This is a genomic window from Cryobacterium arcticum (assembly GCF_001679725.1).
Taxonomy (GTDB): domain Bacteria; phylum Actinomycetota; class Actinomycetes; order Actinomycetales; family Microbacteriaceae; genus Cryobacterium; species Cryobacterium arcticum_A.
Map to the genome: position 1 here is coordinate 4,079,271 of NZ_CP016282.1, position 25,391 is coordinate 4,104,661.

Below are 25,391 nucleotides of genomic sequence, written 5' to 3' on the forward strand. Positions count from 1 at the left end.
CGGCCGAGGGTTCAGCCGACGTCCCGCCTGTCTGAGACAGCACACTAGCAGCGTCCCCCGACAGCGAAGGGACTCAGGTTTTTCTCAGTTTCGCCGCCGATCCGCCGGATATCGTTTCCACTCTCTCGCACCTTCTTGCGAATAATTTCAGACCGAAAGAGCATCATGACCGCCGCCGCACCCCGTTCCCTGCCCTACCCGTTGGGTGCCACCCTCGTCGACGGAGGCGTCGACATGGCGGTGTACTCCGAGACGGCCGACAGCATCGAGTTCTGCGTTTTCGACGAGGACGGCACCGAGACGCGCACGCCGCTGACCAAGCGCACCGGGCACGTTTTCCACGGCATCGTGCCCGGCGCCGGAGTGGGAACCCGGTACGGCCTGCGGGTGCACGGCCCGTGGGATCCGGCGAACGGCGTGCGCCACAACCCGAACAAGCTGCTGCTGGATCCGCACGCCACCGCCGTCTCGGGTGAGTACACCTGGGGCCAGGAGGTTTTCGGCCATGACCAGCAGAATCCGCTCGAACTGGACACCAGCGACTCCGCCGGTCATACCCCGCTGTGCGTGATCACCGACCCGGCCTTCGACTGGGCCGACGACGCCGCACCGCTCACCCCGCTGGCCGAATCGGTCATCTACGAGGTGCACGTCAAGGGCTTCACTCAGACCCACCCCGACGTGCCCGAAGACATCCGCGGCACCTACGCCGGCCTGGCCAGCCCGGCGGCGATCAAGCACTTCACCGACCTCGGCGTGACCGCGGTGGAGCTCATCCCGGTGCAGCAGTTTGTGCAGGACAGCCACCTCGAGGAGAAGGGCCTGCGCAATTACTGGGGCTACAACACCATCGGTTTCTTCGCCCCGCACGGCGACTACGCCGCAGCCGGCGATACCGGCGCCCAGGTTGCCGAGTTCAAGGAGATGGTCAAGGCGCTGCACGCCGCCGGCCTCGAGGTGATCCTCGACGTGGTCTACAACCACACCGCCGAGGGCAACCACATGGGCCCCACCCTCTCGTTCAAGGGCATCGACAACGAGGCCTACTACCGCCTGGTGGAGGGTGACCGGGGCAACTACTTCGACACCACCGGCACCGGCAACAGCGTGAACGTGAGCCACCCGGCCGCGCTCGGCCTGATCATGGATTCGCTGCGCTACTGGGTCACCGAGATGCACGTCGACGGTTTCCGCTTCGACCTGGCCACCACCCTCACCCGGCAGGGCGGCGACGCCGACCTGCACAGCGCCTTCCTCACCCTCATCCAGCAGGACCCGGTGCTCGCGCCGGTCAAGATGATCGCCGAGCCCTGGGACACCGCCGGGTACCAGGTCGGCGGCTTCCCCGCCGACTGGTCGGAGTGGAACGGCAAGTTCCGCGACGACGTGCGCGGCTTCTGGCACGGCAACGCCTCCCTGCTCAGCACCCTGTCGCAGCGAGTGCTCGGCAGCCCCGACGTCTACGAGGCCGACCGCCGCTCTCCGCTCTCCAGCGTCAACTTCGTGACCGCGCACGACGGCTTCACCCTGGCCGACCTCACCATGTACGACGAGAAGCACAACGAGGCCAACGGCGAAGATAACAACGACGGCGAGAGCGACAACCAGTCCACCAACAACGGCGTCGAGGGCCCCACCGACGACGCCGAGGTGAACGAGCGCCGCGACCGGATGCGCCGCAACCTCCTGGCCACCCTGCTGCTGTCCGCGGGGGTGCCGATGATCCTCGGTGGCGACGAACTCGGCCGCAGCCAGGGCGGCAACAACAACGCCTACTGCCAGGACGACGAGATCTCGTGGTACGACTGGGCCAACACCGACACCGGGCTGCTGGACTTCACCCGCACCCTGCTCGAGCTGCGCCGCGAGAACCCCGCGCTGCGGCCGGCCTGGTTCCGGCAGGCGCCCGGAGCAGACGCGACAGACACCGTGCGGGTGCTGCGGGCGGATGCCGAGGAGTTCACCGACGAGGACTGGACCGACGACGACGCCCACGCCATCACCTTCGTGCTGGAGCATGCCGGGGAGGACGCGTTCGCCCTGCTGCTGAACGCGGCCGCGAACGGGGTGGAGTTCACCATCCCCGACGCGCCGAACACCGAGTGGGAACTGGCGGCGTCGAGCGACCCCGACCAGCAGGTGACGGCACCGGTGAGCACCCTCATCGTGCGGGACGGCTCGTTCACGCTGCTGCGGTCGCGCCGCTGAACCGGAGGCGGCCGGCCTGAGGCCGGCCGCCGCTCAGTCGCCCGCGGCGCTTGCGCTTTTGTTTCGAATTCGGCCAATATAGAAACGCCGCCAGCGCCAATATTTGGGGTTCGAGCGCCGGCGTGCAGTTCTCAGCACCGTCTCGGCACGCCTGGACCCGCGTGCCGTCGAGGGTGCCCGTATCCATTCGAAAGGCACTTCCATGTCCCGCACCACGTCCCGTTTGAGGGTCATCATCGCCGCCGCCGTCTTCTCGGTGGGCGCCCTCACCCTGTCGGGCTGCAGCGCGATCACCGACCTGTTCCCCAAGGAAGCCGCCCGCGACGCCGAGACCCAGGAGATCAGCGAGGCCGGTAAGGCCGACGTCTTCACCCTGGCCGTCGGCGACTGCTTCAACGACCAGGATGCCGAGCAGATCGACAGCGTCCAGGCGATTCCCTGCACCGACGCCCACGACTACGAGGCCTACTTCGCCTTCGACGTGAGCGACGACGAGGCCTACCCCGGTGAGGACGCCATCACGACCGTGGCGGAGGAGCGTTGCATGACCGAGTTCGAGACCTTCGTGGGCTCGGACTATGAGGCATCCACCCTGGACTTCAACTACCTCTCCCCCACCGAGGGCAGCTGGGAGAACGGCGACCACGAGATCCTCTGCATCGTGATGGGCCCGGACAAGACCACCGGTTCGCTGGCCGGGGTGGCTCTCTGAGCCTCGCCGACCGCACCACGACGCGGGACATTAAGTCTCGCATCACAAACACATAGAGGATTCTTAGAGTCTGGACACCCTCTACGCAGGTCTGAGGGCGTACCGTAGTACTCGGAGTTCCCCCACTCCAAACATCGGCCCCGGCGCCCGCTCCCTTTCCCCCAAAGCGTGAGCGGCACCGGGGCTTTTCGCTGCCCGGGCGCCTACTGACGATCGACCTGCCGAGCTTTCAGAGCGCGGGCAGAACTGCGGTTCCGGATTCGCCGTAGCGGATGGTGATCTCAGATGTCGTGTCCATGCCCGACGGTGTCGTGAGCACGTGGGTGCGCAGCTTCATGTCGGCCGTGCACATCGGCCCGCCGCTCTGCCCGATCTCGATGCTCAGGGTGTGGCTGTCCTCGACGACCATCGACGCCGGAAAACTGGGACAACTCGAGCTGCCGCCGAGCACGATCGCGAACCGGTCGCCGTCATCCAGCCATCCCGCGCTGGGATACGGATCCAACAGGTTCGCCTCGCCGTCCTCCGGAATCGCTGTCGGCGTCGTGATCGCGTCACTCGGCAGCACGCCGTCGTACTCGGAGTCCGCGATGGATGCCGAGCAGGCGGACACCCCGACCAGACAGAGCACAGCGACACCGACCGTCCGCGCGGTTCTGGTCACTATCCCCATGCCCACACTCTAGAACCGCCCCGCGTGGCTGCGCATAACTCCTGCAATTCGCGCCGGAACGGGGCAGAACGGCCGGTTTTGGCCCGATTACGAAGAACCAGCAGGAGTTATGCTCGCCGCTCCATCCAGTGGTCGGGGGCGGCCAGCGTCTCGAAACCGAATTTGGCATAGAGGCCGTGGGCGGTGGAGGTCGCCAGCACCACCCGCCGCAGGTTGAGCGCGTCGAGTGCGGCGCCGATGTTCTCGATCAGGGTCACCCCCACACCCTGCCCGCGCACCTCAGGGGCGACGAACACATCGCAGAGCCAGGCGAAGGTGACCGAGTCGGTGACCAGGCGCGCGTAGGCGACCTGCCGGCCCGTGAGTGCGTCGAACATGCCGAAGTTCACGGATGCGTCCATCGCGGCATCCTGCACGGCTCGCGTGCGCCCCAGCGCCCAGTACGCCTCGGTGCTCAGCCAGGCGTGCACGAGGGCACGGTCCATCTCGGCGGTGTCTGAAGAAAAGCGGTAGTCGGCATCCGTCATGCGATCACTCAACCGGACCCGACCGCGCAAGCGCAAACCCCGTGCCGGCCGAACCCCGCCGGATGGGGCGTTAGGGGTTCGTGAGGATTCCGGTGGGCGGTGCCGGGCGGGTGTTTACTCAGTTCGTGCTCGTGCGGAGCACACGTGCCGGCCGCCAGAACGACGGCCCATGAATGGAGTGAACGCATGCTCGACATCGTCTACGTGCTCGGCGTCATCGCCGTGTTCGCGCTCATCGGCCTGGTGGCCTGGGGGGTGGCCAAACTGTGATCGTCTTCAACGTCGTCGCCGCGGTGCTCGCCGTGGCCGCCATCGGCTACCTGGTCTACGCCCTCGTGAAGCCGGAGCGGTTCTAGTGCCGGTCTGGCTGGGCGTCCTGCAGGCCCTCACTCTCGTGGCCGTGCTCGCGGTCATCTACCGTCCGCTCGGTGACTACATGGCCACCATCTACTCCTCGCGCAAGCACCTCGCCGTCGAACGCGGTTTCTACCGGCTGATCGGCGTGGATGCCCGCGGCGAGCAGACCTGGTCGGCCTACCTGCGCGGCGTGCTCGCGTTCTCTCTCGTGGGGGTGCTGGTCGTCTACGCGATCCAGCGCGCCCAGGCCGTGCTGCCGTATTCGCTGGGCTTCCCCGCGGTGCCGGAGGGGCTCTCCTTCAACACCGCGGCGTCGTTCGTGACCAACACCAACTGGCAGTCGTACTCCCCCGATGTGACCCTGGGCTACACGGTGCAGCTCACCGGGCTCGCGGTGCAGAACTTCGTCTCGGCCGCCGTGGGTCTGGCCGTGGCCATCGCGCTCGTGCGCGGCCTGATGCTGCGCCGCTCCGGCACCATCGGCAACTTCTGGGTGGACCTCACCCGCGGGGTGCTGCGCCTGCTGCTGCCGCTGGCGGTGATCGGCGCGATCGTGCTGCTGGCCGGCGGGGTGATCCAGAACGTCACCGGATTCACCGACGTGAGCACCCTCACCGGCGCCACCCAGTCGATTCCGGGCGGTCCGGTGGCCTCCCAGGAGGCGATCAAGGAGCTCGGCACCAACGGTGGCGGTTTCTTCAACGCCAACTCGGCGCATCCGTTCGAGAATCCGACCGCCTGGACCAGCCTGTTCCAGATCGTCCTGATGCTGGCGATCCCGTTCAGCCTGCCGCGCACCTTCGGCACCCTGGTGGGCGACAAGCGCCAGGGTTACGCGATCCTGGCCACCATGGCCACGATCTTCGTGGTCTCGCTCACGGCGCTCACGCTGTTCGAACTGGGCGGGGCCGGCACCGCGCCAGGACTGGCCGGCGGCGCCATGGAGGGCAAGGAGACCCGGTTCGGCATCTGGGGGTCCACCCTGTATGCCACCTCGACCACCCTCACGTCCACCGGAGCGGTCAACTCCATGCACGACTCCTACACGGCGCTGGGCGGCATGATGCCGATGCTCAACATGATGCTCGGCGAGGTCGCCCCTGGCGGCGTCGGCTCCGGCCTCTACGGCATGCTGATCCTCGCCGTGATCGCGGTCTTCGTGGCCGGCCTGCTGGTGGGCCGCACCCCGGAATACCTGGGCAAGAAAATCGGCCCGCGCGAGATCAAGCTCGCCAGCCTGTACATCCTGATCACGCCGACCCTGGTGCTGCTCGGCACCGCGCTGTCCTTCGCCATCCCGGCGATCCGGGCGGATGTGGAGACCACGTCGATCTGGAACCCCGGCCTGCACGGCTTCTCCGAGGTGTTGTACGCCTTCACCTCCGCGGCCAACAACAACGGCTCGGCGTTCGCCGGACTCACCGCCAACACGCCCTGGCTCAACACGGCGCTCGGTGTGGTCATGCTGCTCGGGCGGTTCCTGCCGATGGTGTTCGTGCTGGCCCTGGCCGGCTCCTTCGCCGCGCAGGACCGGGTGCCGGCCACCGTGGGCACCCTGCCCACCAACCGGCCCCAGTTTGTGGGCCTGCTCATCGGCGTGACGCTCATCATCACCGCCCTCACCTATTTCCCCGTACTCGCGCTGGGTCCCCTGGCGGAAGGGCTGCAGTAAGCCATGACCACTCTCGTTGACACTCCCACCGCCCCCACCGGCGGCCACCGCCCGAAACCGGCGAAGACGATCAGCGCCGCGCAACTGCTGGCCGCGCTGCCCGGCGCCGCGCGCAAGCTCGACCCGCGCCTGATGTGGCGCAACCCCGTGATGTTCATCGTCGAGATCGGGGCGGTGCTCACCACCCTGCTCGCCGTGGCCGAGCCGTTCCTCGGCGGCCCGGGCGAGTCCGGCGGCTCCGCCGTGCCCGGCTCGTTCACCGTGGGCATCGCGGTGTGGCTCTGGCTCACCGTCATCTTCGCCAACCTGGCCGAGTCCGTGGCCGAGGGGCGCGGCAAGGCCCAGGCCGACAGCCTGCGGCAGACCCGCACGAGCACCAGCGCCACCCAGGTGCTCGATTACCAGGCCGACACCAACCCCGGCGCGGAAGGGGCGTCGGTGCGCACGATCTCCTCGGCCGACCTCACCCTGGGCGACACCGTCATCGTCGTCGCCGGCGAGCTCATCCCCGGCGACGGGGACATCGTCTGGGGCATCGCCTCGATCGACGAATCCGCGATCACGGGTGAATCCGCCCCCGTCGTGCGGGAATCCGGCGGCGACCGTAGCGCCGTCACCGGCGGCACCCGGGTGCTCTCCGACCGCATCGTGGTCCGCATCACGAGTAAACCCGGTGAGACCTTCGTCGACCGCATGATCGCCCTCGTCGAGGGAGCCGCCCGGCAGAAGACCCCCAACGAGTTGGCGCTGAACATCCTGCTCGCCAGCCTGTCGATCGTCTTCCTCGTCGTGGTGCTCACCCTCAACCCGATCGCCAGCTACTCCGCGGCGACGGTGAGCCTTCCCGTGCTCGTGGCCCTGCTGGTCTGCCTGATCCCCACCACGATCGGTGCGCTGCTCTCGGCCATCGGCATCGCCGGCATGGACCGGCTCGTGCAGCGGAACGTGCTGGCCATGTCGGGCCGCGCGGTCGAGGCGGCCGGTGACGTCACCATCCTGCTGCTCGACAAGACCGGCACCATCACCTACGGCAACCGGCAGGCCCGCGAATTCGCCCCGCTGACCGGCGTCACCGAGGCCGAACTGGTGCGCGCCGCGGCGCTCTCGTCGCTGAGCGACCCCACCCCGGAAGGCAAGTCCATCGTGGACCTCGCCGCGGAGCGGGGCTTCCACCGGCCCGACAGCCTGGCCGGCGACATCGTGCCGTTCACCGCGCAGACCCGCATGAGCGGCATCGACCTGACCGCAGGCGGCCAGATCCGCAAGGGAGCCGGCTCGGCCGTGCTGGCCTGGGTCGGCGAGGCGGGGCCCGTGGCCGACACCGTGCTGACCGAGCTCACCGCCGAGGTGGAACGCATCTCCCGACTGGGCGGCACGCCGCTCGTCGTGGCCGTGGGTACAGCCGCGACCGGCACATCCGTTGCGGCCGGCACGGATGCCCCCGACCTCGGCGAGCGCACCGTGCTCGGCGTGGTCTACCTCAAGGACATCGTCAAGGAGGGCATCAAGGAGCGCTTCGCCGAGCTGCGCTCGATGGGCATCCGCACCATCATGGTCACCGGCGACAACGCCCTGACCGCCACCACCATCGCGGCCGAGGCCGGTGTCGACGACTTCCTCGCCGAGGCCACCCCGGAGGACAAGCTCGCGCTGATCCGCCGGGAACAGGAGGGCGGCAACCTCGTGGCGATGACCGGCGACGGCACCAACGACGCCCCGGCGCTGGCGCAGGCCGACGTGGGGGTGGCGATGAACACCGGCACCTCCGCCGCGAAGGAGGCCGGCAACATGGTCGACCTCGACTCCGACCCCACCAAGCTCATCGACATCGTGCGCATCGGCAAGCAACTGCTGATCACCCGCGGGGCGCTCACCACGTTCTCCATCGCCAACGACGTGGCCAAGTACTTCGCCATCATCCCGGCCATGTTCGCCGGGGTGTTCCCCGGGCTCGCGGTGCTCAACATCATGCAGCTGAACTCACCGGCGTCGGCGATCCTCTCGGCGATCATCTTCAACGCCATCATCATCGTGGCGCTGATCCCGCTGGCCCTGCGCGGGGTGCGCTACCGCCCCGCGAGCGCGTCGAGCATCCTGGGCCGCAACCTGCTCATCTACGGTCTCGGCGGGGTGATCGCCCCGTTCCTGGGCATCAAGCTCATCGACCTCGTCGTGTCGCTGCTCCCCGGGTTCTAGGGCCATGACCTCCTTCCCGCTTCCTCTCCCCGTGCGCACATTCCTCGAACGCCACACAGAACGGACCTTGCTCCCATGAACGCCTCCCGTCCCCGCACCGGCCCCCTCACCCGGCCCTACTGGGTGGCCCTCAAGGCCATGCTCGTCTTCACGGTCGTGCTCGGCATCGCCTACCCGCTGGTCATCACCATCGTGGGCCAAGTGGCTCTGCCCGCGCAGGCCAACGGGTCCCTCGTGCAGAGCGCCGAAGGCACGGTCGTGGGCTCGAGCCTGATCGGGCAGTCCTTCACGGATGCCGACGGAAACGCCCTGCCCGAGTGGTTCCAGTCCCGTCCCTCCGCGGCCGGCGACGGCTACGACGCCGCGGCGTCCAGCGGCAGCAACTGGGGGCCGGAGAACCCCGACCTGATCCAGGCCATCGGCGACCGGCAGGCCGCGATCGAGAAGCTCGACGGCGTCAGCCGTTCGGAGATCCCCGCCGACGCGGTCACCGCATCCGCCTCGGGCCTCGACCCGCAGATCAGCCCGGAGTACGCCCGCCTGCAGGTGGCCAGGGTCGCGGCCGCCCGCGACCTGCCCGAGGCCGAGGTGAGCGCACTCGTCGACTCGCTCGTTCAGGGGCGCGACCTCGGTTATCTCGGCGAACCGACCGTGAATGTGCTCAACTTGAACCTCGAGCTGGCCAAGCTCGATTCCACGGTGAGGTAACCCATGAAACGCGGTCGATTGCGTGTGCTGCTCGGCGCCGCCCCCGGCGTCGGCAAGACCTACAGCATGCTCGAAGAGGGCCGCCGGCTGCGCGACGAGGGCAAGGACGTGGTCGTCGCGGTGGTGGAAACCCACGGCCGCGCCGCCACCGCGCTCATGTCGGAGGGTCTCGAGGTGGTGCCACGGATGCGGGTGCAGCACCGCGGCATCGAGCTGAGCGAACTCGACCTGGCGGCCGTGCTGGACCGCCGCCCCCAGATCGCGCTCGTGGACGAACTCGCACACAGCAACGCGCCCGGGTCGGCGCACACCAAGCGCTACCAGGACGTGGAGGCGCTGCTCGCGGCGGGCATCGACGTTATCTCCACCGTCAACATCCAGCACATCGAATCGCTGGCCGACGTCGTGCGGCAGATCACCGGGGTGGCCCAGCGGGAGACGCTGCCGGATGCCGTGCTGCGCGGCGCCGACCAGGTGGAGGTCGTTGACCTGGCCCCGCAGGCGCTGCGGGACCGGCTCGCCGAGGGCAATGTCTACCCGGCGGCACGCATCGACGCGGCACTGTCGAACTACTTCCGGCTGGGCAACCTCACGGCGCTCCGCGAACTGGCGCTGCTCTGGCTGGCCGACGAGGTCGACACGGCGCTGCAGACCTACCGGGCCGAGCACGGCATCCAGGACAAATGGGAGGCCAGGGAACGTGTGGTCGTGGCGCTCACCGGCGGCCCGGAGGGCGACACCCTGATTCGCCGGGGCGCCCGCATCGCGGCCCGGTCGGCCGGCGGCGAGCTCATCGCGGCGCACGTGATCAGCCAGGATGGCCTGGCCACACCGCATCCGGGCGCCCTGGCCGCGCAGCGGGCGCTGGTGGAAGAACTCGGCGGCAGCTACCACCAGGTCGTCGGCGACGACATCCCGCGGGCGCTGGTGGACTTCGCCCGCGCCGCCAACGCCACCCAGCTCGTGATCGGCGTCAGCCGGCGCAACCGGTTCACCGCCGCGCTGAGCGGCCCGGGGATCGGCAGCACCATCACCCGCGAGTCCGGCGACATCGACGTGCACATCGTCACGCACTCCGCGGCCGGCGGCGGCCTCGCGCTGCCCCGGCTGGGCGGAGCGCTCACGGTACGCCGCCGGCTCGCCGGTTTCGCCCTCGCGCTGGCCGGCGGCCCGCTGCTCACCTGGCTGCTCGTCACCTTCCGCAGCGAGGAGTCCATCACCAGCGATGTGCTCAGCTACCAGCTTCTCGTGGTGGTCGTCGCGCTCGTCGGCGGCCTCTGGCCCGCGGTGTTCGCTGCCCTCTTGTCCGGGCTGACCCTGGACTACTTCCTGGTGCAGCCGCTCTACACGATCACCGTGGCCGAGCCGCTGCACCTCTTCGCGCTCACGCTCTACCTGGTGAACGCCGTGCTGGTGAGCTACGTCGTGGACCAGGCGGCCCGGCGCAGCCGCTCGGCCCGCCGCGCTGCGGCGGAGTCCGAGCTGCTGGCCACCACCGCCGGCAGCGTGCTGCGCGGCGAGGACGCCCTGCAGGCCCTCGTCGCCCGCACCCGCGAGGCCTTCGGGCTGACCCGGGTGCGGCTGGTGTCTGGCGGCGCCGTGCTGGTCGAGGCGGATGCGGGTGAGGTTGGTGATGCCAACCCCACCACGACCATCCCGATCGGTAGCCGCGCCACCCTGGAGTTGTACGGGCCCGTCCTGGCCGCATCCGAACGCCGGCTGCTCACCGTGATCGTCAGCCAGATCGACGCGGCCCTGGAGCACAGCGCTCTGGAGCAGACCGCGAGCGAGATCGGCCCGCTCGCCGAGGCCGACCGCATGCGCAGCGCGCTGCTCGCCGCCGTCGGCCACGACCTGCGTCGCCCGCTGGCCGCCGCGACCACCGCGATCAGCGGCCTGCGCTCCCCCGACATCACCCTCTCTCCGGCCGACCGCACCGAACTTCTCGCCACCGCCGGCGAGAGCCTCGACACCCTCTCCGACCTGGTGACGAACCTGCTCGATGTGAGCCGCCTGCAGGCCGGAGCCCTCGCGGTGGCGCTCGCCCCCGTCGACCTGGCCGACGTGGTGCTGCCCGCCCTCGACGAGCTGGGCCTGGGGCCGGACGCCGTCGAGCTCGACCTGCCGGCAGATCTGTCCCCGGTGCTGGCCGACCCCGGGCTGCTGCAACGCGCCGTGGTGAACCTGCTCAGCAACGCCATCCGCTTCTCACCGCACGACGAGCGGGTGCGGGTGTCGGCCAGCCTGTTCGCCGGAACCGTGCAGCTGCGCATCATGGACCGCGGCCCGGGCATCCCGCCCGACCGCCGCGAGGACGTCTTCGTGCCGTTCCAACGGTTGGGCGACACCGACAACACCACCGGGCTCGGCCTCGGGTTGGCCCTGTCGAAGGGATTCGTGGAGGGAATGGGGGGCACGCTCGAGGCCGAGGACACCCCGGGCGGCGGGCTCACCATGGTCGTGTCGCTGGACGCGGTCGCGGACGGTGCCGATGGTGCGGGCTCCGCCGCCGAAGATTTCGCCTCCCACGACCCCGCGGCCGACGTCCCCGCCCTCGAAGACACTGCCCTCGAGGACCTCGGCGCAGAAGGCCCCGCCACCCCCAGCACCCGCCGGGCCACGAACCCGGGCACCGATGAGGACACCGCATGAGAATCCTGATCGCCGACGACGACCCGCAGATTCTGCGCGCCCTGCGCATCACCCTGGGGGCCCGCGGCTACGAGATCATCACCGCGCACGACGGGGTCAGCGCCCTGGCCGCGGTGGTGGAGTACCACCCGGACCTGGTCATGCTCGACCTCGGCATGCCCAACCTCGACGGGCTCACCGTCATCGACTCCCTGCGCGCCTGGAACAGCGTGCCGATCCTGGTGGTGAGCGGGCGCAGCGGAGCCTCCGACAAGGTCGAGGCCCTCGACCGCGGCGCCGACGACTACGTCACCAAGCCGTTCTCGATCGACGAGCTGCTGGCACGCATCCGGGCGCTCACCCGCCGACTGTCGGGGCCGGGGGACGAACCCGTCATCACCTTCGGCGACCTCACGGTGGACCTGCCGGCCAAGACCGTGGTGCGCGCCGGGCCGGCCGGGCCGCAGCCCGTGCGGCTGACCCCCACCGAATGGCAGATCCTGGAGCTGCTGCTGCGCAACCCGGGCAAGCTCGTGAGCCGGCAGGCCCTCTACGCGGAGGTGTGGGGGCAGGTGCGTATGACTGACACGGGTTACCTGCGGCTCTACCTCGCCCAGTTGCGCAAGAAGCTCGAGGCCGACCCCTCGCATCCGCGCTACCTGCTCACCGAGGCCGGCATGGGCTACCGTTTCGCGCCCGACCCGCCCGCCGCGCCCGCCTGACCCACCCGCCGCGGGCCCGTCTCACGGGCCGGATGCGCCCTGCGCGGGACACACGCCAATTCGCGCCCGGCGTGCCACCCGCGAAACGGCGCCGCGCCCGCGCCACCCGCTTCACCCGCCCGCGCCCTGTCGCACTCGCCGCATCCGCCCGCCCCCACCTGACCCGGCCGGGTGCGCGCTGCGCGGGACACACGCCGATTCGCGCCCGGCGTGCCACCCGCGAAACGGCGCCGCGACCGCGCCACGCCCGCCGCCGCGCCCGCCCGCAGCGCGAGCCGCACGCGCTCGCTCGCCCACCCAGCCGTTATTCGGCCAGGGCGGGCTCCTCCTCGGCGAGTGCCGGCTCCTCGGGCCGGGCCCGCACGGGGAAGAGCGGGCTGAGCAGCAGGAACACCACGATGAGGCCACCCTGCACGAGCAGCGCGGTGCGGAATCCCTGGCCGGGGTCGCCCGCATCCAGGCCGGCGAAGAAGACCGACCCGAGAACGGCCACGCCCACCGCGGAGAAGATCGACTGCACGGCCGTGAGCACGCCGGAGGCCGACCCGACCTCGTCGTCGTCGACAGTGCCGAGGATGACGTTGAACAGGCTGGCGACCACGAAGCCGCTGCCGATGCCCGTGAGTAGCAGGCCGGGAGCCAACTGCCAGATGCTGAAGTCGGAGATGTCGCCGAGGGCGATGAACAGCCAGACGACGCCCGCGATCTGGAAGACACCGCCGATCTGCAGCACGGCCCGGCCGAGCTTGTCGGCGAGCAGCGCGCCGCTGACCGCGCCACCGATCAGGGTGCCGATGGCCAGCGGCAGGCTGCTCACGCCGGCCTCCCCGGCGCTGAACTGCTCGCCGAGCTGCAGGAACAGCGTGAAGACCAGCTGCGCTCCCACGGTTCCGCAGAAGAACAGCCCGATGCCGCCCAGCCCCACCAGATAGGCGGGCTTGCGGAAGATGCCCGGCGTCACCAGCGGGGTCTTGCCGGCGTCGAGCCGGGACTTCTGCCGACGGGTGAACAGGTAGAAGCCGACCAGGGATGCGGCGATGCACAGCCAGGTCCAGGCCGGCCAGCCGGCGTTCTCACCCTGCACCAGCGGCAGCACGAGCAGGGCGCTGGAGAGCACCATGATGGCCGAACCGACCAGGTCGATGGTGATGCTGCGGTCGCCGGCCGTGCGGGGCACGACGATCCACGCGATCACGATGGCGGCGATGCCCACCGGCAGGTTCACCAGGAACACCGCCCGCCAGCCCAACCCGAACAGGTCGGCCTGGATGATGGCGCCGCCGATGATGGGGCCGGCGATGCCCGCGAGGCCGAAGACCGGTCCGAAGACGGCGAAGGCCTTGCCGATCTCCCGCGGCGGGAACGCCGCACGGAGCAGGCCGAGTCCCTGGGGAAGCAAGATCGCGGCCGAGAAGCCCTGAATGAGGCGGAAGGCGATGAGCATGCCGATGCTCGGTGCCACTGCGCAGAGCAGGGACATGAGGGTGAAGGAGATCAGGCCGATCAGGAACATGGTGCGGCGGCCGAACCGGTCCCCCAGGCGTCCGCCGAGGATCAGGCCGGCGCCGAGGGTGAGGGCATAACCACCGATCACCCACTGCAGTCCGGTGGAGCCGGCGCCCAGGCTCGCCTCGAGGGACGGTCCGGCGACGTTGACGATGGTGGCGTCGATGAGGTCGAGGATCTCGGCCGTGAGCATCACCGCCAGGATCAGCCATTTGAAGCGGTACGGATCGGCGGATGTGGATGTGGACGTCGAAGGAGACGGGGCGGAGGGCATGGGAGGGCTCCAGTGCAGGGGTGGGGAAACGGGCCAGGATGCTGGCACCGCGAAGCGCGAGGGGTGCCGGGAGGTCACTCCCGGAGGTAATCAATGTGATTGGCAATATTGAGTATTACCATGGAGATCATGGATGTCAAACCTGAACTGTTCGGGACCGAATACAACGCCACCCGCGCGGCCGCGCGGCGGGACGGCAAGGCGATGCCGGAGAAGGACGTGCGTGCCCGAATCCAGCGCTTGGGCCTGAAAGAGCAAGCGTTCCGGCGGTTCCTAGCCGACCAGATCGCCGTCGACGAGATGGGCCTGGAGGTGATGGACCACCTCATGTCCCGCGGCTCGTCCAGCCCCACCGAGCTGGCCCACGAGATCGACATCTCCACCGCGGCGATGAGCCTGGTGCTGCAGCGCCTGGAGTCGGCCGGGCACATCACCCGCCAGCGGCATCCGTCTGACGGACGCCGCCTGATCGTGGCCGCCACGGATGACTCGGTGCGACTCGCCTACGGCCACGTGCTGCCCCTGATCAACGGGCTCGAAGCGGTGGTCGCGTCGATGGACGACGACGAGCGCGCGGCGGCGAGCGCCTTTCTCGACAAGGTGATCGCCGCCTACGACGACGCCATGGTCTGATTCCGTCACTCGGATGCCCGGATCGACCGTCACTGCGCCCCCTGTGGCTGGATGCGCCACCTAAAGCGGGCGCATCCAGCCATACGGGGCGCAGCGAACGGCCCGACGGGCCAGCGGGGGGGGGCTGCGGAGCTAGGCCACGGCCACCCGAGGGGAGTCATAGCGTGCGGGGTGCGCGAGCAGAGGGCTGACATCGCCGTCGATGTCGCGCGGCAGCTGGCCGCGCTCGAAGAGGATCGCCGGCCGATCGGAGAGCGGATTGGCCGACGCTCCGCCGATCACGGCCAGGGCGCAGGCGTCGGTGGACGTGATGCTGAGGTGCGCGCCTTCGCGCAGCCCCACCACGAGCACGTCGTTCTCATCGAGGAACTCGGTGATGCGGGTGGCCCGGGATTCGCCATTGTGCACGCTGGCCGGTTCGGCGTCGAGGTAGTGCGGGTTGATCTGGAACGGCACCAGCCCCAGCGCCTCGAACGACTCCGGCTGCACGATGGGCATGTCGTTGGTCGTGCGGATGCTGGGCGCTGTGATGTTCGTGCCGGCGCTGGCGCCTAGGTAGGGCAGGCCGCTCTGCACCCGGGCGCGGATGACCGGCACCAGGCCGAGGCGCTGCAGGGTGGCCAGCAGCCGGAAGGTGTTGCCGCCGCCGACGAAGAGCGCCTGCGCGGAGGCCACTGCGGCCACCGGGTCGACAGCTTCGTGCAGGCCGCGCACGGCGATGCCATGCGGCGAGAAGGCGTCGCGCACCGAGGCCGTGTACGCGTCGTGGTCAGCGCCCGCGAAGGGCACGAAGGTGAGTTCGGTCACCCCGTCGAGGAACGCGAGCACCTCGGGGAGGGCATGGTCGAGGTAACCCCGTCCGTGGTTGGTGGAGTTGGACAACAGGAGCAGGTGCATGGCGATCCTTCGGGTCTGCTGGAGCGGCTGGGCGGGGGTGCGGATGGGCAATGGGCAATGGGCAATGGGCAATGGGCAATGGGGCAGGGTAAGTGGTGCCGATGCGGGCAAGTGCACCCGGTACGCCGGGTGCACTTGCCCGATTGGGAAACAGTCAGCCCAGTTTGGGACACGAACGGGTCGGACGGAAGGGGTTGCGGACGGCGTCAGGCTGTGGCGCGGACACCTCGGCGGCAACCGCGGTGGGGCGCCCGGGGGCGGGGCTTCCTAGGATGGGAGTACGTCCATCGACCCTGGAGGCACCATGCCCGCCGTTCCCAGCACGCTCGAGCTTCCATCCTCCGTCGAACTGGGCCTCGGGCAGGGCGGTTTGGCCGTCGCACGGGTCTTCGCCCCGACCGGCACCGCCGAGGTGTACCTGCGCGGCGCGCACGTGAGCGCCTGGACACCCGCCGGCGGCACCCCCGTGATCTGGATGAGCGAGCAGAGCGAGTACGCGCCCGGCGTCCCGCTGCGCGGCGGCGTGCCGATCTGCTTCCCCTGGTTCGCCGCCCACCCCACGGATGCCACGGCCCCGTCACACGGGTTCGCCCGCCTGGCCGATTGGCAGCTGGTCGAGGCACGCGAGGCCGGAGACGACGTCGTGCTCGTCTTCGTGCTCACCGACACCGAGGCCAGCCGGGCCTCGGCCTGGCCGCACCGGTTCGAGGCGCGCTACACGGTCACCGTGGGAGCCCGGCTCACGCTGGCGCTCGAGGTCACGAACCGCGACACCGAGGCGGTTAGCTTCGAGGAGGCCCTGCACACCTACCTTGCCGTAGCCGACATCCGCCAGACCGAGGTCGCCGGCCTCGAAGGCACCCCGTTCACCGACCGGCTCACCGGCCCGCGCCCCGCGGAAAGCACACCGGTGCGCTTCGACGCCGAGACCGACCGCATCTACCTGAACACCCCGGCCACTACCACCGTGACGGATGCGTCCACGGGCCGGGTCATCACCGTCGCCAAGCAGGGCTCCGCCAGCACCGTCGTCTGGAACCCCTGGATCGACAAGGCCGCCGCCATGGCGGACTTCGGCGACACCGAGTACACCGGCATGGTGTGCGTGGAGACCTGCAACATCCGGGACAACACGATCACCCTGGCGCCCGGGGAAAACCACGAGATCAGCGCGAGCTACTCGGTGGCCTGACCTGCGCGGCGGCCCGAACTGCGCGTGGGCTGAGCTCTGCAGCGACCTGACCGCAGCGAGCGCGGGCCCGGATGCGACGCGCGGGTCACGCGCCGCTGCGCGCGTGGCGCGCCGGTAGCGAAACGGCGCGGCACCCGCGCACTTCGCGCCGGGCCCTCGCGGCGATGGGGTCGCCGAGCCGCCGGGCCAGACCACCCCGGGACAACGGGGCCCCGCAGGTCAGCCCTTGCGCCGCCCAGGCGTGGCGTAGCCGCCGGCGCTGGCGGGGCCGCCGAAGGCGAGCGCCACGCCGATCATGAAGCCGAAGTTGTACCAGTTGCCGTCGTTGTGCACCTCGTAGATGTTCACGTCCGGGTTGAACAACGACACGAGGAACGTGATCGGGCTGATGAAGCCCTGCCATAGCCCGAGCCAGAACCCGGCCTGCGCCTCCGGCGGAGTGATCGCCCCCACGTCATTGGGTCCGGGGGCGCATCCGGTGAGCACGAGCGCCGTGAGCACCGCCACGACCGCGAGCGTGGCGATCTCCGACCTGCCGATCCTCGGCCCGCCCGTCTTCGACCTGCGCATGGTTCCTCCGCTCCTACCCGGTGGCACATTCAGCGGTCACGGTAGGCGAGCCGTGCACCGCGCGCAAGGGCACCTAAAATCGGAGGATGGCCGCCTCCACCCCCACCACCATGACGGAGGACTACCTCAAGGTCATCTGGAAATCGCACGAGTGGTCCGACGAGGGCATCACCACCAACGAGATCGCCGCCACGCTCGGCGTCGCCGCCTCCTCGGTGTCTGGCAACCTGAACAAGCTCGCCCGTGACGGCTACATCCTGCACGAGCCGTATGGCCGCATCCTGCTCAGCGACGCCGGGCGCAGCATCGCCGTGCAGATGGTGCGCCGGCACCGCATCATCGAGACCTACCTCGTGGAGCAGTGCGGGTACGGCTGGGACGAGGTGCACGAGGAGGCCGAGGTGCTCGAACACGCGGTGTCCGACCGGCTGCTGGAGATCTGGGACGACGAGCTCGGCAACCCCCTGCAGGACCCGCACGGTGACCCCATCCCCCGCAAAGACGGCACGGTCGCCCGTCCCGACGGTCGCCGCCTGCACGAGCTCGCCGAGCACGAGACCGGCACCGTGCTGCGGGTCTCCGACCACGACCCGGCGCTGCTGCGCTACCTGCACTCGCTGGGCATCACCGTGGGCAGCATCCTGCGGGTGCACGCCCGCCGCGACTACGCCGGGTCGATGGCGATCAGCCAGGTCGATGACGATGCGACAACGGATGCCGCCCCCGCGGTCGATCCCGCCCCAGTCGAACTGGCCACGGTGGCCGCCAACGCGATCTGGGTCACCACGGCCTGAGCCGAACGGGTCAGCGCGCCAGTTGCGCTTCCCGATCGTCGTCGGCCGGCTCCAGCAGGCTGCGCCGGAACGGGGCCGCCAGGGCCGGCAGGATGTCGCGCCGGTGCACCCAGAACAGCACCACGGCGATCCCGAGGTGGATGGCGCTGAGCACGTAGCGGCCGGACGTGTCGGTGACCACGAACTGCACCGCGAACAGCGCTACCAGGGCCAGCGCCGACCAGCGGTGGAAGCGCAGGGCGATGATGATCGCCACGCCCATCACGGTCTGGCTGGCCGTGAGCACGAACTCCTCCACCTGCCGCGGGTCCAGCGCCAGGTCCAGGCCGCCGCCGCCGAAGTAGTGCGCGATGGGCAGCGAACCCACCAGCAGGGTCCACTGGTTGATCTTCGACGCGATCAGGGTGCCGATGGCGGCGGTCCCCATTCCACGTAGGGCGAACAGCACCGCGATGATGAACTCCGGCGCCTCGGAGGCCAGCGGCGCCAGCCACTGCACCAGGAAATAGCTGTCGATCCCCAGCGCGCTGCCGGACTCCACCAGCGCCTCCGCGAACGGTTCGGCCGAGGCGAGGATGATCGCGGCGGACACCACGAACATGCTCACCACGAGGATGCGGCGCTGCCGCTCTGGCAGTTCGACGATGTGCGCGGCCATGCCGACGAACTCTTCCTCGCCGGTGTCGGGCACCTTGCTCGCCCGCCACAGGTAGGCGATGAAGATCAGGATCAGCACGAGGCCGAACCACATGGCGATCGCCTGCATCAGCGGGATCGCGAAGGCCAGCACGGCGACCATCGCGAGCACGCCGATGTCCAGGCGGCTGCTCTTCGGAAGCTCCAGCGCCCGCGGTAGACCCGCGCCGGTCACTCCGCGGGCGGCGGCGGCCCGACGGGCCACGATGAGCGCGACGACCACCACGAGCGGCCAGCCGAAGCCGAGTAACAGCCGGTTGGACCCGGTCATGTTGGCGGCCGCGAACTGGGCGTAGGCGGGGTCGGAGCCGGAGCGGAACGCGTAGTACAGGTCGACGGCGTACTCGGGCAGCACCGCGATCAGGGCGAGGATGGCGATGGCGAGGGCTCCGGAAATGTCTTTCTGGGCGGCCTCGGCGGCCCAGGCAAGCATGAAGGACGCCGCGACCACGGCGGCGCCGAAGATCACGAGGTCGAGAACGGGGTGGGGCGCCAGGCCCAGGATACGGAAGACCATGGCCGGCGCGGCGATGGCCAGGCACAGCAGGATGCGGCGAAGAAGGGGTGCGGGCACGATGAACTCTCGGTCGGCTGCAACCGGACGCACGCGCAGCGAGACTCCGGCCACAGGAACTGGCCGAAGGTCTCGTTCGCCCCGCAAGGAACCGGGGTGGTACGCCGGGCGATCGTCGTGATCGCCAGTATGTCGACGTACCGCTCTGTTCGCGCACACGAGGCGCGAACCATGGGAACTACTCCCCTTCGATGCCCTCAGCCAACCACACCCCAGCGGTAATATTCCACTTTTCGCATATGTTCGGCATGCCGAATTCAGGGGTGCGCCGAGGCTCATCCGCTCTCTCGGCGGCCCGTCATGACCCTGGGCATCGCAGGCTCCGGAATTCGCGGCCCGATCGGGACGTTGTGCCTGAGGATGACTAGTGAACCCGAAACCCTGACCGACCTGCCCACCCGAACCGCCCTCGTGGCCGGCGCCAGCGGCATCGCCGGCTCCGCACTGGTTGACCAGCTCTCGGCAGACGGCTGGCAGGTGATCGCCCTGTCCCGCACTCCGATTGCCGCCCGGCCGGGTGTCGTTCCGGTGAGCGCCGACCTGCGCAGTGTTGCCTCGCTGCGGGCCGCACTGGCCGGCCACGCGCCCACCCATGTGTTCTTCACGGCGTGGCTCCGCCAAGACACCGAGGCGGAGAACATCCGGGTGAACTCGGCCATGGTGCGCGACCTGCTCACCGCCCTCGACGACGCCCCCGTGCGGCACGTGGCCCTGATGACCGGGCTCAAGCAGTACCTCGGCCCGTTCGAGGCCTACGGCCAGGGCGAGGTGCCCGACACCCCGTTCCACGAAGACGAGCCCCGCCTGTCGGTGGAGAACTTCTACTACGCCCAGGAGGACGAGCTCTGGGCCGCAGCCCGGGCGCGCGGTTTCACCTGGTCGGTGCACCGCGCCCACACCGTGATCGGCCACGCCGTCGGCAACGCCATGAACATGGGCTCCACCCTCGCCGTCTACGCGGCCATCTGCCGTGAACTCGGCCGGCCGTTCGTGTTCCCCGGCTCCGAGACCCAGTGGAACGGCGTCACCGACATGACGGATGCCGGCCTGCTGGCCGAGCAGATGGTCTGGGCCGCCACCACCCCGGCCGCCGCCGACACCGCGTTCAACATCGTCAACGGCGACACCTTCCGGTGGCGCTGGCTGTGGCCGCGCCTTGCCGCGCACTTCGGCGTGGAGTGGGAAGGCTTCTCCGATGCTCCCCGGCCCCTTGAGGCCCAGATGGCGGATGCCCAGCCGGTCTGGACCGCTATCGCAGCGAAGCACAGCCTTGTCGAAGGTGATCTCTCCCGGCTGGCGTCCTGGTGGCACACCGACGCCGACCTCGGCCGCACCATGGAGGTCTTCGCCGACATGGGCCGCAGCCGCGCCGCGGGTTTCACGGGCTACCGCGAGACCGAGCAGGCCTTCTTCGACCTGTTCGAGCGCTACCGGGCCGAGCGGCTCACCCCGTAGCCCGATAGTCTCCAGGCATGCTCATCTCCGCAATAGTCCTGATGTTCAGCGGAATCCTGGTCGTGGTGATCAGCGAGCGGGCGGCGAGCGGGCGCCTGGGAATCAACTCGCTGGCGGGAATCCGCACGAGCGCGCTGATGGCTTCCGAGGCGGCGTGGACCGCCGGACACCGGGCCGCCCGGATCCCCCTGGGCCTGGCCGGAGTCGTGCTGTTCCTGGCTGGAGGCGTCGCTCTGGCGTTTCGCCTGGGCGAGCCCGCCACCGGCGCGATCGTGCTGTCGGCAGCCGTCGCCTCGGTCGTTCTCATTGTGATCGCGGCAGTTGTCGCGACGCCGGCCGCCAACCGCGCCCTGGTCGACGACCTCGCGGCCGAGTAGCCCGGTCACACATGACCTGACCAGCCGCGCCGCGTAGGCTGGGTGGCAGGTGAGCTGGGAAGTCTGGTCAGCACTCGTACGACCGACCCCCAAACCTCAGGAGTGCCATGTCCGGCGACACCCCTCGTTCCCCCTCCCCCGAAGCCCCCTCCTCACACGCCCCCTCCCCGCAGAGCGTTCCCTCGCGAGGCAGCTACCGCGAGAAGCTCCGCATCGGCGAGATCCTCCGTCGTGAGACTGTCGGCGGCTTCCTGCTGGTCTTCGCCGCCGCTGTGGCGCTGATCTGGGCCAACTCGCCCGCGTCGGAGAGCTACTTCGCGCTGCGCGACTTCCGCATCGGCTACGAACCGTGGCACCTGGAGCTGAGCCTGGGCGCCTGGGCGGCCGACGGGCTGCTGGCGATCTTCTTCTTCCTGGTGGGCCTCGAGCTTAAGAAAGAGTTCGTGGCCGGCGACCTGCGCAACCCGTCCCGGGCCATCGTGCCGGTGGCCGCCGCCATGGGTGGCGTGGCCGTGCCCGCCCTGTTCTACGCTGGCGTCAACCTCGTCAGCCCCGAGACCCTGCGCGGCTGGGCCATCCCCACCGCCACCGACATCGCGTTCGCGGTCGCGGTGCTCGCCATCGTGGGCTCGCACCTGCCCAGCGCCCTGCGTATCTTCCTGCTCACCCTGGCCGTGGTCGACGACCTGCTCGCCATCTCGATCATCGCGATCTTCTACTCCGACGACGTGCAGTTCAGCCCGCTGCTGCTGGCCCTGATCCCTCTGGCGCTGTACACGGTTCTGGCCCAGAAGTACCGGCGCTTCTTCGCGGAACGGGCCTGGGCCGCCTGGCTGATCCTGCTGCCGCTGGGCTTCGCGGTGTGGGCGCTCGTGCACGCCGGCGGCATCCACGCCACCGTCGCCGGGGTACTGCTGGGGTTCGCCGTGCCGGTTCTGCACGGTCGCAGCCGCCCGGGTGCGCCCGCAGTAGCGGGGCCGGGCCTGTCGGAGAACTTCGAGCACCGGTTCCGCCCACTCTCGGCCGGATTCGCCGTGCCGGTGTTCGCGTTCTTCTCCGCCGGCGTCACCGTGGGCGGCTGGAACGGCCTGATCGGCGCGGTCACCGACCCCGTCGCGATCGGCATCATCGTGGGGCTGGTGCTCGGCAAGCCCGTCGGCATCGTGGGCACCACCTGGCTGATGACCAAGCTCACCCCGGTGCGCCTGGACCCGACGCTGCGCTGGATCGACCTGATCGGGGTCGCGATCCTCGCCGGCATCGGCTTCACGGTGTCGCTGCTCATCGCCGACCTCAGCTTCGGCGCCGGGTCGCTGGCCAATGACCACGCCAAGGTGGGCATCCTCGTGGCGTCGCTCACGGCGGCCCTGCTCGCCTCGGTGATCCTGCGCTCGCGCAACCGGCTCTACCGCCGCATCGAGCAGGCCGAGGCGGTGGATGCCGACGGTGACGGCATCCCCGACGTCTACCAGCAGCACGACCCACGGCAGACTCCCGAGGGTCGGGCCGGCGTGACGCCCGGAGCCTGAGCGGCACCTGCTCGGCCTGAGCGACACCTCCCCACGCGAAAGTGCTCGCCGCAGGCGAAAGTGCTCGCAGCGGGCGCTAATGCAGTGCTTTTCGCACGCTGCGAGCCTTTTCGCACGCTGCGAGCGCGAACCCCCGCGACGAGACCGAGGGTTCGCACGCTACGAGCGCGAGCCACACACACACACACACACCCGTACACACGAAACAGAGGGTGCGCCACCCGGCACACCCTCTGTCAGAACCGGCCCGGAAGGCCAGCGGCACTACTCGTAGCGGAGTGACTCGATCGGGTCCTGGCGGGCGGCGCGCAGGGCCGGGATGGTGCCGGCCAGGAAGGCCAGACCCATCACGGTGAGCACGATCGTGGCCAGGGCTGCCGGATCGAAGGCCACCAGGGTGAGCCCGGGCAGGTCCGCCAGCAGCGTGTCGGCGAGCAGGGCGTTCGCGGCCGTGCCGGCCAGCATGCCCGCGGCCACGCCGATGGCGCTGCCGAGGAAGCCGATGAAGACCGCCTCGAGGCTGAACAGGCCGAAGATCTTTCCGCCGCCCAGGCCCATGGCCTTCATCAGGCCGATCTCGCGGGTGCGTTCCTGCACGCTCATCAGCAAGGTGTTCACGATGCCGAAGCCGGCGGCCAGCAGGGCGATCACGGCGAAGGCGTTGAGCACCAGCACGATCCCGTCGATGACGGCCTTGAAGGCGCCGATCGTGTCCTGCACGGTGGTGCCGGTGTAGCCGAGGTCACTCAAGGATGCCTTGAGGGCACTGAGGTCGGCATCCGTGCCGGTGGGGTCGAACCGCACGACGGCCTGCGCGTAGCTGTCCTTGCCCGCGTCGGAGAGGCCGACGCTCTGGGTGTCGTAGAGGGTCTGGGTCAGCGCCTCGTTCGCGGTGAAGGCGGTCGAGCCCACCAGGCCTTCCTCGGCCACGCCCACGATGGTGGCGGTGACCTGCGACTGCGTTCCCTGCACATCCGTCACACCGAAGGTCAGCGTCTGGCCCACCGCGGCATCCGCGTCGGAGAACCCGAGGGCATCGACGTAGGAGACCGGGATGGCGACCTCGTTGGTGGTGCTGGCAGAGTCGGGTTCGGCGCCGGCGGCGAGGTCCAGGGCCATGCCGGGAATGAAGCTGCCGACGGTGGCCTCGTAGGCGGTGCCGTCGCCGACCTGCACGTAATCCGGGCTCACCCGCAGCTGCGGTTCGACCGAGAGCACGCCGTCGACACCTTCGATGGCGGTGAGGTCGGTGGAGGTGAGGGCCACGACGGTGGAGCCGGGACGGCCCGTCGCGGCGGCGACGGCCTTGGCGTCGGGGTCGTACTCGACCGGGCCATCCGTCGTGTCTTCGGCGGCCTTGGTGACCGTGATCACGTCATCGGCGCCGATCGAGGCCACCGTGGTGTCGATGTACTGGTTGATGCCGGTGCCGACGCCGCTGGTGAGGGTGAGGGTGAACGCGCCGATGAAGATGGCGAGCACGGTGAGGGTGGTGCGGGTCTTGCTGCGCAGGCTGTTCTTCACGGCCGTGCGGATCAGGTCGAAGGCGTTCACGCGCGCGCCTCCCCGGTGATCGGTGCGGACGTCGGGGCCGCGACCGCGGTCGCGATCGGCTCCCCGTGCAAACTGTCGGTGATGAGACCGTCGCGGATGTACACCCGGCGGTCGCACCGGGCGGCGAGGTCCTCGTCGTGCGTCACGATGATCAGGGTGATGCCCTTCTCCTTCTGCAGCGAGAAGAGGATGTCCTCCACGACCTTGCCGGTGGCGGAGTCGAGGTTGCCCGTGGGCTCGTCGGCGAAGATCACGCTGGGGTTGTTCACCAGCGCCCGGGCGATCACCACACGCTGCTTCTGGCCGCCGGAGAGGTCGGTGGCCTTGTTCTTCGCCTTGTCGGCCAGTTCCAGCTGCTCCAGCGCCGCCATGCCGCGGCGCTTACGTTCGGCCCCACTGACGCCGGCGATCTGCAGCGGCAGCGTGACGTTGTCGAGCACGCTCGTGTTGGGGGTGAGGAAGAACTGCTGGAAAACGAACCCGAAGGTCTCGTTGCGGGTCTGGTTGACCACGCGGCCGCTCAGGGAGCCGGCATCGCGTCCGCTGAGTTCTACGGCACCGGTGGTGGGGTTGTCGAGCAGCGCGAGCAGGTGCATGAGCGTGGACTTGCCCGATCCGCTCTTGCCCACGATGGCGATGGACTCGCCCTGCTGAATGTCGAGGGAGACACCCTTGAGGGCGTCGAACCGGGTGGCGCCGCGACCGTACGACTTGTGAATGTCGCGGGCGGCGAGAATGGGCACGGTCATGAGGGTGGCTCTCCTGAAAGATGCGTCGGTGATGCGGATGCGAATGGTGCGACTGCGGCCGGTGCAAGACAGCGTGTGCGGCGGTTCGGATGCGGTCTGCCCTGCGTTGGCGTGCCTGCCGGACCGGCCCACCAACGAACCGGCCCAACGGCACGTCCCCAGTCTCGCGGGGTGCGCCGGGCCGG

General features: G+C 69.6%; 23 protein-coding genes. 15 read left to right on the forward strand and 8 right to left on the reverse strand.

Features of this window, described 5'->3' with window-relative positions; translation table 11 throughout:
- Positions 1 to 165 precede the first annotated feature (165 nt).
- Together glgX and PA27867_RS18765 are read left to right on the forward strand one after the other, a co-directional pair.
- A complete protein-coding gene (glgX, locus tag PA27867_RS18760; protein ID WP_066598565.1) occupies positions 166 to 2,208 on the forward strand; it encodes a glycogen debranching protein GlgX in 2,043 nt (680 codons plus the stop codon).
- Between the two features lie 202 nt (positions 2,209 to 2,410).
- Entirely contained in the window at positions 2,411 to 2,920 is a 510-nt protein-coding gene (locus tag PA27867_RS18765) for a septum formation family protein (protein ID WP_066598566.1), read from the forward strand.
- 229 nt (positions 2,921 to 3,149) lie between these two features.
- Here PA27867_RS18765 and PA27867_RS18770 read toward each other — a convergent pair whose 3' ends face one another.
- The gene (locus tag PA27867_RS18770) at positions 3,150 to 3,593 is read right to left on the reverse strand and encodes a hypothetical protein (RefSeq protein WP_157109300.1); all 444 of its coding nucleotides are present in this window, start codon (positions 3,591 to 3,593) and stop codon (positions 3,150 to 3,152) included.
- A 107-nt stretch (positions 3,594 to 3,700) separates the two neighbouring features.
- Positions 3,701 to 4,120 (reverse strand): GNAT family N-acetyltransferase, encoded by a 420-nt coding sequence (locus tag PA27867_RS18775; RefSeq protein ID WP_157109301.1) that lies wholly within the window; start codon positions 4,118 to 4,120, stop codon positions 3,701 to 3,703.
- 144 nt (positions 4,121 to 4,264) lie between these two features.
- On the opposite strand from PA27867_RS18775, the gene PA27867_RS21315 reads away from it, so the two are divergent.
- From PA27867_RS21315 to PA27867_RS18805, 7 genes are all read left to right on the forward strand, one after another.
- Positions 4,265 to 4,390 (forward strand): hypothetical protein, encoded by a 126-nt coding sequence (locus PA27867_RS21315; RefSeq protein ID WP_255579453.1) that lies wholly within the window; start codon positions 4,265 to 4,267, stop codon positions 4,388 to 4,390.
- Positions 4,387 to 4,476 carry a K(+)-transporting ATPase subunit F gene (gene kdpF, locus PA27867_RS18780; RefSeq protein ID WP_066598569.1) on the forward strand — a complete coding sequence of 30 codons (90 nt, stop codon included), beginning with the start codon at positions 4,387 to 4,389 and terminating at the stop codon, positions 4,474 to 4,476. Before PA27867_RS21315 ends, kdpF begins: the two co-directional genes overlap by 4 nt.
- A complete protein-coding gene (gene kdpA / locus PA27867_RS18785) occupies positions 4,476 to 6,149 on the forward strand; it encodes a potassium-transporting ATPase subunit KdpA (protein WP_066598570.1) in 1,674 nt (557 codons plus the stop codon). Before kdpF ends, kdpA begins: the two co-directional genes overlap by 1 nt.
- Positions 6,150 to 6,152: 3 nt before the next feature.
- Positions 6,153 to 8,345 carry a potassium-transporting ATPase subunit KdpB gene (gene kdpB / locus PA27867_RS18790; protein WP_066598571.1) on the forward strand — a complete coding sequence of 731 codons (2,193 nt, stop codon included), beginning with the start codon at positions 6,153 to 6,155 and terminating at the stop codon, positions 8,343 to 8,345.
- A 75-nt stretch (positions 8,346 to 8,420) separates the two neighbouring features.
- Positions 8,421 to 9,053 (forward strand): potassium-transporting ATPase subunit KdpC, encoded by a 633-nt coding sequence (gene kdpC, locus PA27867_RS18795; protein WP_066598572.1) that lies wholly within the window; start codon positions 8,421 to 8,423, stop codon positions 9,051 to 9,053.
- A 3-nt stretch (positions 9,054 to 9,056) separates the two neighbouring features.
- Complete coding sequence (locus PA27867_RS18800; protein ID WP_084021315.1) at positions 9,057 to 11,705, forward strand: ATP-binding protein; 2,649 nt, start codon at positions 9,057 to 9,059, stop codon at positions 11,703 to 11,705.
- Positions 11,702 to 12,406: a response regulator transcription factor gene (locus PA27867_RS18805; protein WP_066598573.1), complete on the forward strand. Its 705-nt coding sequence runs from the start codon at positions 11,702 to 11,704 to the stop codon at positions 12,404 to 12,406. Before PA27867_RS18800 ends, PA27867_RS18805 begins: the two co-directional genes overlap by 4 nt.
- Positions 12,407 to 12,710: 304 nt before the next feature.
- On the opposite strand, the gene PA27867_RS18810 is transcribed toward PA27867_RS18805, so the two are convergent.
- On the reverse strand, positions 12,711 to 14,186 hold the full coding sequence (locus tag PA27867_RS18810) for an MFS transporter (protein ID WP_066598574.1): 1,476 nt from the start codon (positions 14,184 to 14,186) through the stop codon (positions 12,711 to 12,713).
- 129 nt (positions 14,187 to 14,315) lie between these two features.
- On the opposite strand from PA27867_RS18810, the gene PA27867_RS18815 reads away from it, so the two are divergent.
- Entirely contained in the window at positions 14,316 to 14,819 is a 504-nt protein-coding gene (locus PA27867_RS18815) for a MarR family winged helix-turn-helix transcriptional regulator (protein WP_084021466.1), read from the forward strand.
- A gap of 132 nt (positions 14,820 to 14,951) precedes the next feature.
- On the opposite strand, the gene pepE is transcribed toward PA27867_RS18815, so the two are convergent.
- Entirely contained in the window at positions 14,952 to 15,716 is a 765-nt protein-coding gene (gene pepE, locus PA27867_RS18820; protein WP_066598575.1) for a dipeptidase PepE, read from the reverse strand.
- 304 nt (positions 15,717 to 16,020) lie between these two features.
- Between pepE and PA27867_RS18825 the strand changes: the two genes are divergently transcribed.
- The gene (locus PA27867_RS18825; protein WP_066598576.1) at positions 16,021 to 16,908 is read left to right on the forward strand and encodes a D-hexose-6-phosphate mutarotase; all 888 of its coding nucleotides are present in this window, start codon (positions 16,021 to 16,023) and stop codon (positions 16,906 to 16,908) included.
- Positions 16,909 to 17,127: 219 nt separating this feature from the next.
- On the opposite strand, the gene PA27867_RS18830 is transcribed toward PA27867_RS18825, so the two are convergent.
- Positions 17,128 to 17,478, reverse strand: coding sequence for a hypothetical protein (locus tag PA27867_RS18830; RefSeq protein ID WP_066598577.1), 351 nt, complete (start codon positions 17,476 to 17,478; stop codon positions 17,128 to 17,130).
- Positions 17,479 to 17,564: 86 nt separating this feature from the next.
- Here PA27867_RS18830 and PA27867_RS18835 point away from each other — a divergent pair, with 86 nt between their 5' ends.
- Positions 17,565 to 18,272 (forward strand): metal-dependent transcriptional regulator, encoded by a 708-nt coding sequence (locus tag PA27867_RS18835; RefSeq protein WP_066598578.1) that lies wholly within the window; start codon positions 17,565 to 17,567, stop codon positions 18,270 to 18,272.
- A 10-nt stretch (positions 18,273 to 18,282) separates the two neighbouring features.
- Here PA27867_RS18835 and PA27867_RS18840 read toward each other — a convergent pair whose 3' ends face one another.
- Complete coding sequence (locus tag PA27867_RS18840) at positions 18,283 to 19,575, reverse strand: sodium:proton exchanger (RefSeq protein WP_066600340.1); 1,293 nt, start codon at positions 19,573 to 19,575, stop codon at positions 18,283 to 18,285.
- 327 nt (positions 19,576 to 19,902) lie between these two features.
- On the opposite strand from PA27867_RS18840, the gene PA27867_RS18845 reads away from it, so the two are divergent.
- The 3 genes from PA27867_RS18845 to nhaA all read left to right on the forward strand — a co-directional run bounded on the left by PA27867_RS18845 (position 19,903) and on the right by nhaA (position 22,903).
- Positions 19,903 to 20,997, forward strand: a complete 1,095-nt coding sequence (locus PA27867_RS18845; RefSeq protein ID WP_066598579.1) for an SDR family oxidoreductase — start codon at positions 19,903 to 19,905, stop codon at positions 20,995 to 20,997.
- 17 nt (positions 20,998 to 21,014) lie between these two features.
- Positions 21,015 to 21,374, forward strand: coding sequence for an SdpI family protein (locus PA27867_RS18850; protein ID WP_084021316.1), 360 nt, complete (start codon positions 21,015 to 21,017; stop codon positions 21,372 to 21,374).
- 107 nt (positions 21,375 to 21,481) lie between these two features.
- The gene (gene nhaA / locus PA27867_RS18855; RefSeq protein WP_066598581.1) at positions 21,482 to 22,903 is read left to right on the forward strand and encodes a Na+/H+ antiporter NhaA; all 1,422 of its coding nucleotides are present in this window, start codon (positions 21,482 to 21,484) and stop codon (positions 22,901 to 22,903) included.
- A gap of 264 nt (positions 22,904 to 23,167) precedes the next feature.
- On the opposite strand, the gene PA27867_RS18860 is transcribed toward nhaA, so the two are convergent.
- Positions 23,168 to 24,457 (reverse strand): ABC transporter permease, encoded by a 1,290-nt coding sequence (locus tag PA27867_RS18860; protein WP_066598582.1) that lies wholly within the window; start codon positions 24,455 to 24,457, stop codon positions 23,168 to 23,170.
- Entirely contained in the window at positions 24,454 to 25,206 is a 753-nt protein-coding gene (locus tag PA27867_RS18865; RefSeq protein WP_084021317.1) for an ABC transporter ATP-binding protein, read from the reverse strand. The genes PA27867_RS18860 and PA27867_RS18865 overlap by 4 nt, the downstream gene beginning before the upstream one ends.
- Between the last annotated feature and the right edge of the window lie 185 nt (positions 25,207 to 25,391).